Origin of the sequence: Micromonospora inaquosa, assembly GCF_003857055.1 — a bacterium.
Taxonomy (GTDB): Bacteria; Actinomycetota; Actinomycetes; order Mycobacteriales; family Micromonosporaceae; genus Micromonospora; species Micromonospora inaquosa.
Window position 1 is genome coordinate 1 of sequence record NZ_QGSZ01000123.1, and the last position, 12,330, is coordinate 12,330.

A 12,330-nucleotide genomic window follows, 5' to 3' on the forward strand; every position below is an offset into this window, starting at 1 on the left:
ACCCCGACGACCCACGCAACCCGACGACCGAACGACCCAACGACCGCGACCAGACACGACAAACCCCACTCAAACCCCCGCTGTCCTTGCTGCCCCAGGTCGCGTATCGCGGTGATCGACTCGGCTTTCTGAAGAACGGGGCGTCGCACCGGCCGAGACACCGCGACTTCATGAAAACCGAGTCGATCACGGTGTACGGGGCGGACGCGGGTTGAAGAAGCGCCGCGCCACCTGGCAACACGCCACCTCGGATGGGTGGTCGCGTCGGTAATTCGGTGGATGGGGTGGGTTGGGGAGCGTAGAGTTTCAGGCCGCTTGACGGCCGAGGTGAGCTGCACCGGAACGGGCGTCTTCGCGCCGGGCGGCCGGCCATCCGCCCCCGGACACGCGAGCGCGCAGCAGATGTGAACGATGGGACGTCAGCATGCCCGCACTTGACCTCGACACCCAGCTCGACGGCGACCTCGATGTGGACCTGGCCGCCGAACGCGCACACCTCACCACCTCGCGGGCGGCGTTGGCTCGGATGCGGGCGAGGGCCGAGTCACTCTTCGCCACCGGTGACCAGGTGGCCGGTGACGCGTACGCGGCCGAGACACTCGGCCGCACCCTGGCCCGCCGGGTCGCCGAGCTGGCCGACGACCCGACCACACCGCTCTTCTTCGGCCGCCTCGACTTCGCCAGCGCCGCGGACAACGGCACCGCCGAAAGCGGCACCACCACCAACGGCACCAGCGGGGCCGCGAGCGACCCGACCGCACCCGACGTGAGCGGTGATCATGACGGGCGGCGGTATCACGTGGGGCGGCGGCACGTCACCGACGAGCGTGGCGAGCCGCTGGTGCTGGACTGGCGGGCGCCGGTCTCCCGCTCGTTCTACCGGGCGAGTGTGCGGGATCCGCAGGGGGTGGCGGTCCGGCGGCGGTTCGGGTTCAGCAATGGTGTGCTGACCAGCTTCGAGGATGAGCGGCTGGACCGGGGCGAAGAGCTCGGTACGACCAGTCGGATCCTCACCGCCGAGATCGAGCGTCCGCGCGTCGGGCCGATGCGGGACATCGTGGCCACGATCCAGCCGGAGCAGGACGATCTGGTCCGGGCTGACCTCGCCGACTCGATCTGTGTGCAGGGCGCGCCGGGCACCGGAAAGACGGCTGTGGGCCTGCACCGGGCCGCGTACCTGCTCTACCTGCACCGGGAGCGGTTGCGGCGGGCGGGTGTGCTGATCGTCGGGCCGAACCGGGCGTTCCTGTCGTACATCGCGGCGGTGCTGCCGGCGCTCGGTGAGGTCGAGGTCGAGCAGGCCACGGTGGAGGAGCTGATCTCCCGGGTACCGGTCCGGGCGGTCGAGGCGCCGGCGGTGGCCGCGCTCAAACACGACGCACGGATGGCGAGCGTGCTGCGGCGGGCGGTACAGGCGCAGATCGGCACCCCGACCGAGTCAATCACCGTGTCGGACGGTTCGTTCCGGTGGCGGATCGGGCTGGAGCCGTTGCACCGGATCGTCGAGGAGACCCGACGGGAGGGGCTGCCGTACGGGACGGGTCGGGAACGCGTTCAGGCGCGGGTGGTGAGCCTGCTGCAACGGCAGGCGGAGGCGCGCCGTGCGGAGTCGCCCAGCGATGCCTGGCTGCGTCGAATGAGCCGTTGCCGGCCGGTGCTCGACTTCCTGGACGCGGTCTGGCCGGCGCTCACTCCGGAAGGGCTGCTGCACGGCCTGTTCTCCGATCCGGGCCGGTTGGCCGCTGCGGCGGACGGGCTGCTCAGCGACGTCGAGCAGGCGCAGTTGGTCTGGGCCAAGCCGGCCCGTACCCCGAAGGCGACCCGCTGGACCGCCGCCGACGCGGTGTTGATCGACGAGGCGACCGGGCTGCTGGAACGGCTCTCCGGGTTCGGGCACGTGGTGGTGGACGAGGCACAGGACCTCTCCCCTATGCAGTGTCGGGCGATCGCTCGGCGCAGCGAGCACGGCTCGATCACGCTCCTGGGTGACCTTGCCCAGGGCACCGCGCCGTGGGCGGCGAGGGACTGGAAGGAGTCCCTCGCCCATCTGGGCAAGCCGAACGCGGTGGTGGTCCCGTTGACCGTCGGTTTCCGGGTGCCCGCCGCTGTCGTCGCATTCGCGAACCGGCTGCTCCCGGCGCTCGCGGTGGACGTACCGCCGGCCGAGTCGCTGCGCCGCGACGGCGGGCTGGATGTGCGTACGGTGACCGACCTGACCTCGGCGACGGTGGCCGAGGTGCGGGCGGCGCTCGCGCACGACGGCTCGGTCGGTGTGATCGCCGCGGACGACGCGGTCGACGGCCTGCGTGCGGCGCTGGCCGAGGCCGGTGTCGAGACCGCGACAGCCGACGACGTGGCGGCCGCGGAGCGGGTCACCGTGGTGCCGGCGACCCTGGTCAAGGGCCTTGAGTACGACCATGTGGTGGTGGTCGAGCCGGCGGCGATCGTCGCGGCCGAGCCGCGCGGGTTGCACCGGCTGTACGTGGTGCTCACCCGGGCGGTGTCCCGGCTGGCGGTGCTGCACGTTGCGCCGCTGCCCGCCCCGCTCGTCGGCGGGTCAGCCGGCTGACAGGGCCGCCGCGACCCCTCGCAGCGGGCGGCCGGAGTCGGCCAGCGGCACGTGGAACGACAGCCACGACCCGTCGGCGAAGTCGATCCGCAGCCGCTTCCAGTTCAACCGGTACCTGCCGAACCGGGCGGCGACGGAAGTGCGCGGCACCGACCCGAGCAGTTCGATGTCGGCCCGCGCCCGTTCGTCTGCCGCCGAGCTGGAGAGCAGGCCGACGGGCGCGGTGGCACCGAGCAGCAGCCGCTGGTCGGTGACCCCCAGCACGAGGTGCCGGAGGCCGAAGCCCTTCGTCGCCCCGGTCAGGGCATGGTGCAGTACGGATGCCTGGGAGTCTGGTGCGCCGCGACCGCCGACGCCGAAGAAGAGCCAGTCGACGCCGTCGTCCGCCCGACCGAAGGTGATGTTCGGTGACAGCACGTTGAGCAGGACACCCAGGAAGCCCGGCCCGCCTGTGGCGGCTGGTGCCGACGGCTGCGCGGGCGGGGCCGGGGTCAGCCCTCCACCCGCTCGGACCTGGGCGACCGCGCGCACCCGCTCGCCGGCCGGTAGCAGTCGGGTGATCCCCTCGACGTACCGTGCCTGACTTCCGTCGACCATCATCGGTGGTCGGCGGGGCGGCGCTGACCTGGGCCCGGCTCGCCGATGACCTCACCGAGCAACTCGCGGACCTGGGTCGCGGTGGCCTCCTGCGCCCGGTTGGCGGCGGTGGTGAACACGGACCCTCCCCTGTGGGCTGCGTGACTGGTCAGTCCGGCGTCGCGACTCCCCACCCTAGGCACCGTTCGCCGCGACCGGGGTCCCGCCGGTGGCGACGGGTCATCCGCCTCGACTTTGTATCGTAAAGTAGTTTGCGTGGACCTCGACGATGATTCACCACCCACCGACGCCGCGGCGGCGCTCCGGCTGATCCAGGACCAGCAGTCGGAGACGGCACGCCGACTCGACCCCGACGCACGCCTGCTCTACTGGCCATGGGGCGTCGCCTGGCTGGTCGGGTTCGGGCTCTTCTTCCTCCAATTCACCCCCGGTGACCGTGCGCTGGTCCACCTGCCGGGCTGGCTGCCACTGACCGTCCTCTTCGTACTGCTCGCGGCTGCCGGAGCGACCCAGGCGGTGGTCAGCGTGCGGGCCTACGGCCAGGTGGTCGGCGACTCCGCCCAGCGTGGGAAGTGGTACGGCTACGCCTGGGCCCTCGGTTCGGTGAGCGCCTACGCGGGGCTCGGCCGGGTCTCCGAGCACCTGCCGCACGACCAGGCGGCGCTGCTCTGGTCGGCGACCGCGGTCGGGTTGACCGGCGCGCTGCACATGGCCGGCGGGGCGGTCTGGCTGGACCGGGACCTGTTCCGGCTGGGCGTCTGGATCAGCGTGATCAACCTGGTCGGGGCGTTCGCCGGGGCGGGTTGGCACCCGCTCATCGTGGCGGTGGCCGGCGGCGGCGGAATGCTGGTGGCCGGCGTGCTCGCCCGACGGCGACAGCGACAGCGACAGCAGCCGTGACCGAACTGGATCCGGTCATCCACGCGCAGGCCCGGCTGCGGGTGGTCGCCAGCCTCTCGACTCTCAACGTCGGCGACAAGATCGCGTTCCCCCGCCTGCAGGAGCTGCTCGCGATGACCGCCGGCAACCTCTCGGTGCACCTGCGCAAACTCGAGGACGCCGGCTACGTGGAGATCAGCAAGACCCATCGTGGACGCACCCCGGCGACCCTGGTCGGGCTCAGCCGGCGAGGTCGGCTGGCGTTCGAGGAGTACACCGAAGCGATCCGCGCCCTGCTCGACCCCAGCCCGTCGAAGGAGCAGCCATGACCCTCGCCCGCGCCGAACAGGCCAGCCGCCGGTACGGCGACGTCCTCGCCCTCGACCGTGTCGACCTGGAGGTCCGGGCCGGTGAGCTGGTCGGCCTGCTCGGGCCGAACGGTGCCGGCAAGAGCACGCTGATGAAACTGCTGGTGGGCCTGCGCCGCCCCAGCTCGGGGCGGGTCGAACTGTTCGGGGGAGACCCCCGCGACGCGGCGAGCCGGCGACACATCGGGGTCACCATGCAGGAGACCGGCCCGCCCAGCACGCTGCGCGTCGGCGAGGTCGTCGACTTCGTCTCCGCGCACTACCCCGACCCGGTGCCCCGGGCGGAGTTGCTCGACCGCTTCGGCCTCGCCGATCTGGCCCGACGGCAGACCGGTGGGCTCTCCGGCGGGCAACGCCGCCGGTTGGCGGTGGCGTTGGCGTTCGTCGGCCGACCCCGGTTGGTGCTGCTCGACGAACCAACCACGGGCCTGGACGTGGCCGCCCGGCACACCCTGTGGGACGCGATCCGGGCCTTCCACGACGACGGCGGCACCGTGCTGTTGAGCAGCCACTACCTGGAGGAGGTGGAGGCGCTCGCCCACCGGGTCGTGGTCATCGGGCAGGGCCGGGTGCTCGCCGACGACACGGTGGACGCGGTGCGCGGCATCGTGGGCGTACGCCGGGTCAGCCTGGTCGCCGACGGCCTGCCCGACCTGCCGGGGGTGGTTCGCACCGAACGGGTCGACGGTCGGCTGCACCTGCTCACCACCGACGCCGACGAGCTGGTCCGAGCGCTGGTCACGGCCCGGACCCCGTTCACCGACCTGGAGGTACGGCCGACGTCACTGGAGGAGGCGTTCCTCGCCATCACCAGCGGCGACGCGCCAAACGGGGACGCGCCCGCCGGCACCGGCCGACCCACCACCGCCGCCGCTGGCGGCCGACCCACCACCGTCTGAGGAGGCGACCGTGCAGCTCGCCCTGGTCCACGCCCGCTACCAACTCCTGGAGATCATCCGGATTCCGGTGGCCGTCTTCGGCAGCGCCTTCTTTCCGGCCGCCTCCATGATCTTCTTCGTGGTGCCGTTCGCCGGTGACGATCCGGTCGGCGCCACCTACGCCACCGCGTCGATGGTCACCTTCTCGGTGATGAGCGCCAACATCTTCCAGTACGGCGTCGGTGTCGCCGAGGACCGCGACCAGCCCTGGAACCCGTACACCCGGACCCTGCCGACCGGGTCGGCGCCGCGGTTCGCCGGCCGGGTGCTGGCCGGGCTGGTGCTGACCTATCTCTCACTGATCCCGGTCGTGGTGATCGGCGCGACGCTGACCGCGGCCCAGGTCACCCCCGCGGCGTTCCTGCTGGCTCTCGGCACCGTGGCCGTCATCTCGGTGCCGTTCACGCTGATGGGGCTCGCCATCGGCTACCTGCTGCCGAGCAAGGCGGCGATCGTGGTGGCACAGCTGATCTTCCTGCCGTTGGCGTTCGGCGGCGGCCTGCTCTCCGCGCCGGGCAACGCGCCCGGGTTCATCGAGACGATCGCGCCGTACCTACCGACCCGGGGCGCGGCCGAACTGATGTGGGCGGCGGTCGCCGACTACGACGTGGAACCGCTGTCGCTGATCATGCTCGGTGTCTGGGTGGTGCTGCTCGCCGCGCTCGCCGGCTGGGCGTACCGGCGGGACGAGGGTCGCCGGTTCAGCTGACGATTCGTCCGTTTCCGCCCCGGGCCGCGGCGGGACGGTGCCAGGATTCCGACAGGGGGCCGCCGTGGCCGCCCCGGCCGAGAGGGGTCTTGACGTGAGCACCGTCCCGCCGGGTACGCCCTGCTGGGCCGACCTGGCCACCCCGGACCTGACCGACGCCCGGCGCTTCTACCCCGAGCTGTTCGGTTGGACCGGCCAGGTCACCCCGGAGCCCGAGGCGGGCGGCTACACCGTCTTCCAGCTCGACGGTAAGCCGGTGGCCGGCGCCGGCCCGCCCGCGATCCCGGACCAGGTTCCGATCTGGTCGACGTACCTCGCCACCGACGACGCGGAACTGGTCGCCGGCCGGGTCGAACGGGCCGGCGGGCAGGTCGTCGTACCACCGTTCGAGGTCTTCGACCGGGGCTGGATGGCGGTCTTCGCCGACCCGGCCGGCGCCACGTTCAGCGTCTGGCAGCCACTGGCCATGGCCGGTGCCGAGGTGTTCAACGTGCCGGGCGCGATGAGCTGGAACGAGCTGGTCACCCCCGACCCCGAGGGCGCGAAGGTCTTCTACGAGCTGGTGTTCGGTTGGCAGCCCGACGACCAGGCGGTGGGCGCGATGACGTACACCGGGTGGCGGCTCGGGACGCAGATCGTCGCCGGGATGATGCCGCCGCTGGGCGACGACTTCCCGGCCGACCTGCCCGCGTACTGGACGGTGTACTTCGCGGTGGCCGACGCGGACGCCACCGCGGCCCGCGCCGCCGAGCTGGGCGGAACGATCCTGGTCCCGCCCCGGGACATCCCGGCGGGCCGCTTCGCAGCCCTCCGCGACCCGCAGGGCGCCCTCTTCTCCGTCATCGACCTGGGCCCCTGACCCTGCCACACCGACCCGGCAGGCTCAGGGACGGGTGGGGCGGACGGGAACCACCAGGGGGCCGTGGGCACCGGGCACCACCCGGACGCTGGCCCGGTAGTGGGTGGCGAGCAGCTCCTCGGTCAGCACCTCGGGCGGGGTTCCGGCGGCCACCACCCGACCGCCGGCGAGCATCACCATCCGGTCGGCGTACTCACCGGCCAGGGAGAGGTCGTGCATCGTGGCCAGGACGGTCAGGCCATGTTCACGGCGCAGCTGGTCGACGAGTTCGAGCACGTCCTGCTGGTGCCCGATGTCGAGCGCGCTGGTCGGCTCGTCGAGCAGCAGCAGCGTCGCGCCCTGGGCGAGCGCCCGGGCGAGGAACACCCGCTGCCGTTCCCCGCCGGAGAGGGTGGCCAGTTCGCGACGGTGGAAGCCGGAGAGGTCCAGCCGCCCCAGCACCTCGTGCACGGCGTCGACGTCGGCGGTCGACTCCCGGCCCAGTGCCGGGATGTACGGGGTGCGGCCGAGCAGCACGTAGTCCAGCACCGACATGCCGGGTGGCACCACCGGGGACTGGGCCACCGTGGCCACCACCCGGGCCCGGTCCCGACGGCGCAGCGCGGCGCTCGGCGTACCGAAGAGGGTGATCGCCCCCGGCGCGGGCAGCAGGCCGCCGACGGCCCGCAACAGGGTGGACTTGCCGGCGCCGTTCGGGCCGATCACGGTGACCCACTCGCCGGCGGCGACGGTGAGGTCGACGCCGGTCAGGATCGGCGTGCCACCGAGGTCGACATGCAGCCCGCGCACCTCGACGGCGGGCGCACCGGCGGTGGGTTCGCGGCTCACGTGAGCACCCGCCGGGCGGTCCGCAGCACGAGGACGAAGAACGGGCCGCCCAGCAGGGCGGTCACCACACCGATCGGCACCTCGGCCGGAGCGGCGGCGGTGCGGGCCACCACGTCGGTCAGCGCCAGGAACGCGCCGCCGAACAGCAGTGACATCGGCAGGATCACCCGGTAGCTGGACCCGGCGAGCAGCCGGACGGTGTGCGGCACGATGATGCCGACGAAGCCGATCAGCCCGGTCGCGGAGACCGCCGCCGCGGTGCCCAGGGACGCGGCGGCGATCAACAGGTAGCGGGTGCGCTGCGGGTGCAGGCCGAGACTTCTCGCCTCGTCGTCGCCGACCGCGAGGACGTCCAGCTCACGGCGGTGCAGCAGCACCACCACGGTGGTCAGCGCGGCGTACGGCAGCACCAGCAGCACGTCGTGCCAACCGGCGGTGGCCAGCCGACCGAGCAGCCAGGAGTAGACCGGCTGGATGGTGTCGGCGTTTCGTTGTAGCAGGTATGTCTGGCCGGCGGAGAGGAACGCGGAGACCGCCACCCCGGCCAGGATCAGCATCGCCGGTGACCCGCGCCGCCCGCCCGCCGCGCCGAGCACGTAGGTCATCGTGACGGCGAGCAGGGAACCGGCGAACGCGGCCAGCGGAATGGTCATCGGCAACCCGGAGAGCGTGCCCTGCCGGCCGCCGCCGCCGAGGGCGATCGCCGCGGTGACCGCGAGGCCGGCGCCGGCGGCCACCCCGAGCAGGTACGGGTCGGCCAGCGGGTTGCGGAACACGCCCTGGTAGCAACCACCGGCGAGGGCGAGCAGACCGCCGACGAGCAGGCCCAGCACCACCCGGGGCAGGCGCAGCTCGGTGACGATCGCGATTTCGCGCTCGGTCAGCCCGCTGTCGAGGTGCACCCCGGGAAACAGGTTGAGCAGCTCGGCGGCGACGCTGCCCGGGGGCAGGCTCACCGGGCCGAGCGACACCCCGGCGACGAGCGCGACGAGCACCGCGAACAGCCCCGCGACCAGCCACCGTTTGCGCAGCCCGGCCGGCCGGGCCACGGGCGGCGACCCGGTGGGCCGGGCCGCGGAGAGCAGCCCGGCCGGCCGGGGCGCGGGCAACGGCCCGGTCACCGACGGACGACGGTCACGCGGGCACCTTGGCGACCGCTTCGATGATGACCCGGAGCAGGTCCACGACCCGCGGACCCCAGCGGGAGGCGATGTCGTCGTCGAGGGCCACGACCTGGTTGTTCTTCACCGCGGTGAGGCCGGCCCAGCCACTGCGTGCCTTGACCGTGTCGGCGTTCTGCTGGCAGCAGTTGGCGTCGGCCAGGAAGACGAAGTCCGGGTCGGCCTTGACGACGAACTCCTGGGACAGCTGCGGGTAGCCGAAGTTCTTACCGTCTGCGTCGGCCGGGTCGGCGATGTTGGTCAGGCCCACCTGGCTGTAGAGCGAGCCGATGAAGGTCTTGCTGGTGGCGCTGTACAGCTCCGGGCCCAGCTCGTGGAAGTAGGTGAGCTTCTCGGCGCGCTGCGGCAGGTCCTTGATCAGCTTGGTGATGTCGTCCTTCATCCGGGTCACCACGTCGGTGGCCTGGTCGGCGTGCCCGGTCAGCGTGCCCAGGTCGGTGATCTGCCGGTACGAGTCGTCGAGCGTGGTCGCCGCCGGCGTCTGGTACACCGGGATCTTCAGCTTGCCGAGCTGCTCGACGATCTTGTTGCGGTCGTCCGAGAGCACCACGAGGTCGGGGTTCTTACCGACGATCGCCTCGGCGTTGGGCTGGAAGGCGGAGAGGTCGGTCTTGGGCGCGTCGGCCGGGTAGTTCGACTGGTCGTCGACGGCGGTCACCTGCGGGCCGGCACCGATCGCGAAGAGCATCTCGGTGGCGGTGGGCGACAGCACGACGATCTTCTCGGGACGCTTGTCGAGGGTGAGCGCGCCGACCGTGACCGGGTAGGCGGCGGCTGCGGTGCCGGTGCTCGGCTTGTCGTCGGCCTTCTCGGCGCACGCGCCGAGGGCGAGCGCGGTGACCGCGAGGGTCGCCGCGAAGATCCGAGGGGTACGTCTGAACATATGGGGGCCTCCTGTCGGTCGAGGAGTGTGGTGCTTCGCCGACAGGGACTTTCGTACGCCCGCCCACGAGGCGCCCTTCCTCGAGAGCGCGTTTCGCGACCGATCCGCAGGCGACCTGGCTCGTCCCCACCCACCGGTGGGGCATCACAGTTGCGGGACAGCGCCGGATTTCGTACCGGCTTCGCTGCGGACTGGTCGGTAAGACGGTAGCGCACCGCCACGAGGGGCCAGATCGATCAAGGATGCATCGACGATGCGTGACCGGTGAACCGGCGCGCATCGAGGGATATGTCCCGGATCTGGAGGCTCTGGAGCGGGTGGTGGGGCCCCGCCGGGGCGGGACGGGGCCCCACCCGATCAGGAGGACGTGATGGTGACGTTGTCCACAGCCGCCTCGACCAGGCTGGCACCGGACGCGTCAGCGGCTTCGACGAGCACGCGGACCGACTGGCCGGCGTACGGGGTGAGGTTGAGGTTCGCGACAGCCCAGCTTCCGTTGCGGTTGCTGGCCGCGCCGGTCTGGGTGAGCAGCGCGGTGGTGCCGCCGTTGTGCACCACGCTCACCCGCAGGTAATCCGCCGACGAGGCGTTCGAGCCGTGCGCCAGGTACCAGGCGAGCGAGAGGGTCAGCGTGCCGGACGACGGCAGGGTCACCGCCGGGGACCGTGCGCTGGTCACGCCGCCGTCGAGGTCGTAGTCACCGGCCGCCGAGCCGGCCAGCCGGCCGGTGACCAGGTCGTTGGAGCCGGCGTACGGGGTGAGTTGCTTGGCTCCGGAGGAGGTGGTCGCCTGGGCGGCACCCCGTTCCCACGCCCCGGTGGTGGCGGTGTCGGTGCCGGCGGGGTTGATGGTCCAGCCGGTGGCGGTCTCGAAGGTGTCCGACCAGACGGTGGTGCCGCCACCGCCGCCGCAGTACTGCGCCTGCTTGCCGATGGCCCGGTACGGGCAGTCGGCGTACTCGCTGAGGATCAGCACCGCCTCGCGGTTGCGCGAGGTCTGCGCGGGGATCACCTCGTCGGGCGGGTAGAAGCCGCCGCCGCCGGACGAGCCCGGGTACATCTCAAAGGTGTACGCCCAGATGTTGTGGGTGGCCCACATCCAGTCGAGGCTGTCGCCGTCGGTGATGTAGAGGTCGCTGGACTGTTCCGGGGTGTAGTTGTTGGTGGCCGCCATCTGCTGGCCGATGGTGGCGAAGGTGTTGTACTGGTCGGCGTTCATTCCGGTCGCGGTGTTCGCCGTGGTGTAGCCGTACGGCCAGAGCACCAACTGCGAGTAGGTGTGGAAGTCGATGTTGGCCTTGATCTGCTGCACACCACCGACCACCCGGCTGTTGACGAAGTTGCGCAGCGCCTGCGTCTCGGGTGCGGAGAACGCCGACGGCCCGCGGTAGGTCTCCGACGAGGTGGAGCCGGACGACCCGCCGCAGCAACCCCAGTTGTAGCCCCAGTTCCGGTTCAGGTCGGTGCCCACGTTGGACGATCCGCTGTTGGGCTGCCGGTTCTTGCGCCAGGACCGGTACGACCCGGTGGCGATGTCGTACTCGCTGCCGTCCGGATTGACAGTGGGCACGATCCAGATCTCCCGGCCGTTGACGATGTTGGTGATCCGGGAGTCGCTGCCGTAGCTGTCGGTGAAGAGGTTGAGCAGGTAGATCGCCATCTCGACGGTCAGGTGTTCACGGGCGTGCTGTTGGGAGTTGAACAGGATCTCCGGCTCGCTCTCGTCGGTGCCGACGTTGTCGGAGATCTTCACCGCCATCAGGTCGCGGCCCTCGTACGACGAACCGATGCTGATCTTGCGGGCGATCGCCGGATGGTCGGCGACGACCTGGTTCACGACGGCGGTCAACTCCGCGTAGTCGTGGTAGTTGGAGTCGGCCGGCGGGAAGGCCAGTGTGCCGATCTCGCCGGCGCCGCGCTCGGCGTTGGGCGGCGGGGCGAGCGGTTCCAGGCGGAAGCCGAGCTTGCCGATCGCGGCGGCCTCGGTCGCGGTGGCCGAGATGTGCAGCACGCCGTGTTCGGAGTAGTCGATGGCAGCTCCGGTGCGGGCCACCGCGTTGCGGTCGGCGAGGGTTCGGGGGCCGAGGACCCGGTAGCTGGCGGCGGCCGACTCTGCGGTGCGGTCCGGTGCCGGTCGGGCGGAGACCGGACCGGCGGCGACGGTGACGATGCCCAGCCCGGTGACGACAGCGAGCACCAGGACACGGCGGAAGGGGATGGGCGTGCGGAGGGCCATGGACTACCTCCTCGAAGGGCGGGAGATCCCGCTCGGTGAAGGACACTTCACCACCTGTCACATGGTCATATCAATATTGATCGCTGCCTTATGCATCCCAAGCGGATCATCACGGCGGCAATGATTTTCCACCTATCAACATCTGGCGAAACTTCCCTCCAAGCGGAAAACTGACCAGCGACGATGCCCCCTCGACCCCGCGGAGCACCCATGGCCAGATCCCGCCTGCGCGCGGCCGCCCTCGCCGGCGTCACCACGCTCACCCTGCTCAGCACCGCCACGCC

General features: G+C 71.5%; 12 protein-coding genes and 1 riboswitch. Of the genes, 7 read left to right on the top strand and 5 right to left on the bottom strand.

Annotation, left to right across the window (positions count from 1 at the left end; translation table 11 throughout):
- Positions 1-215 (top strand): hypothetical protein (locus DLJ59_RS36805; protein WP_208648536.1); only part of this gene is annotated, 215 nt, incomplete at its 5' end.
- A gap of 209 nt (positions 216-424) precedes the next feature.
- Complete coding sequence (locus DLJ59_RS03230) at positions 425-2,569, top strand: HelD family protein (protein ID WP_124771022.1); 2,145 nt, start codon at positions 425-427, stop codon at positions 2,567-2,569.
- On the opposite strand, the gene DLJ59_RS03235 is transcribed toward DLJ59_RS03230, so the two are convergent.
- Positions 2,558-3,169, bottom strand: a complete 612-nt coding sequence (locus DLJ59_RS03235) for a hypothetical protein (protein ID WP_124771023.1) — start codon at positions 3,167-3,169, stop codon at positions 2,558-2,560. The two genes, DLJ59_RS03230 and DLJ59_RS03235, sit on opposite strands and share 12 nt — an antisense overlap.
- Positions 3,170-3,421: 252 nt before the next feature.
- On the opposite strand from DLJ59_RS03235, the gene DLJ59_RS03240 reads away from it, so the two are divergent.
- The 5 genes from DLJ59_RS03240 (at position 3,422) to DLJ59_RS03260 (ending at position 6,919) form a co-directional block, all read left to right on the top strand.
- Complete coding sequence (locus tag DLJ59_RS03240; RefSeq protein ID WP_124771024.1) at positions 3,422-4,066, top strand: transporter; 645 nt, start codon at positions 3,422-3,424, stop codon at positions 4,064-4,066.
- Complete coding sequence (locus DLJ59_RS03245; protein ID WP_124771025.1) at positions 4,063-4,374, top strand: transcriptional regulator; 312 nt, start codon at positions 4,063-4,065, stop codon at positions 4,372-4,374. Before DLJ59_RS03240 ends, DLJ59_RS03245 begins: the two co-directional genes overlap by 4 nt.
- Positions 4,371-5,312, top strand: a complete 942-nt coding sequence (locus tag DLJ59_RS03250) for an ABC transporter ATP-binding protein (protein ID WP_124771026.1) — start codon at positions 4,371-4,373, stop codon at positions 5,310-5,312. The genes DLJ59_RS03245 and DLJ59_RS03250 overlap by 4 nt, the downstream gene beginning before the upstream one ends.
- Before the next feature lie 10 nt (positions 5,313-5,322).
- Complete coding sequence (locus DLJ59_RS03255) at positions 5,323-6,060, top strand: ABC transporter permease (RefSeq protein WP_124771027.1); 738 nt, start codon at positions 5,323-5,325, stop codon at positions 6,058-6,060.
- 94 nt (positions 6,061-6,154) lie between these two features.
- Positions 6,155-6,919: a VOC family protein gene (locus DLJ59_RS03260; RefSeq protein WP_124771028.1), complete on the top strand. Its 765-nt coding sequence runs from the start codon at positions 6,155-6,157 to the stop codon at positions 6,917-6,919.
- Positions 6,920-6,943: 24 nt separating this feature from the next.
- Here the strand turns inward: DLJ59_RS03260 and DLJ59_RS03265 are convergent, their stop codons facing one another.
- From DLJ59_RS03265 to DLJ59_RS03280, 4 genes are all read right to left on the bottom strand, one after another.
- Positions 6,944-7,747: an ABC transporter ATP-binding protein gene (locus DLJ59_RS03265; protein ID WP_124771029.1), complete on the bottom strand. Its 804-nt coding sequence runs from the start codon at positions 7,745-7,747 to the stop codon at positions 6,944-6,946.
- Positions 7,744-8,832, bottom strand: a complete 1,089-nt coding sequence (locus DLJ59_RS03270) for a FecCD family ABC transporter permease (RefSeq protein ID WP_124771032.1) — start codon at positions 8,830-8,832, stop codon at positions 7,744-7,746. Before DLJ59_RS03270 ends, DLJ59_RS03265 begins: the two co-directional genes overlap by 4 nt.
- A gap of 49 nt (positions 8,833-8,881) precedes the next feature.
- A complete protein-coding gene (locus tag DLJ59_RS03275; protein WP_124771030.1) occupies positions 8,882-9,811 on the bottom strand; it encodes an ABC transporter substrate-binding protein in 930 nt (309 codons plus the stop codon).
- Between the two features lie 88 nt (positions 9,812-9,899).
- A riboswitch (cobalamin riboswitch) is annotated at positions 9,900-10,051 on the bottom strand.
- 117 nt (positions 10,052-10,168) lie between these two features.
- A complete protein-coding gene (locus DLJ59_RS03280; RefSeq protein ID WP_124771031.1) occupies positions 10,169-12,046 on the bottom strand; it encodes a M14 family metallopeptidase in 1,878 nt (625 codons plus the stop codon).
- Positions 12,047-12,330 lie beyond the last annotated feature (284 nt).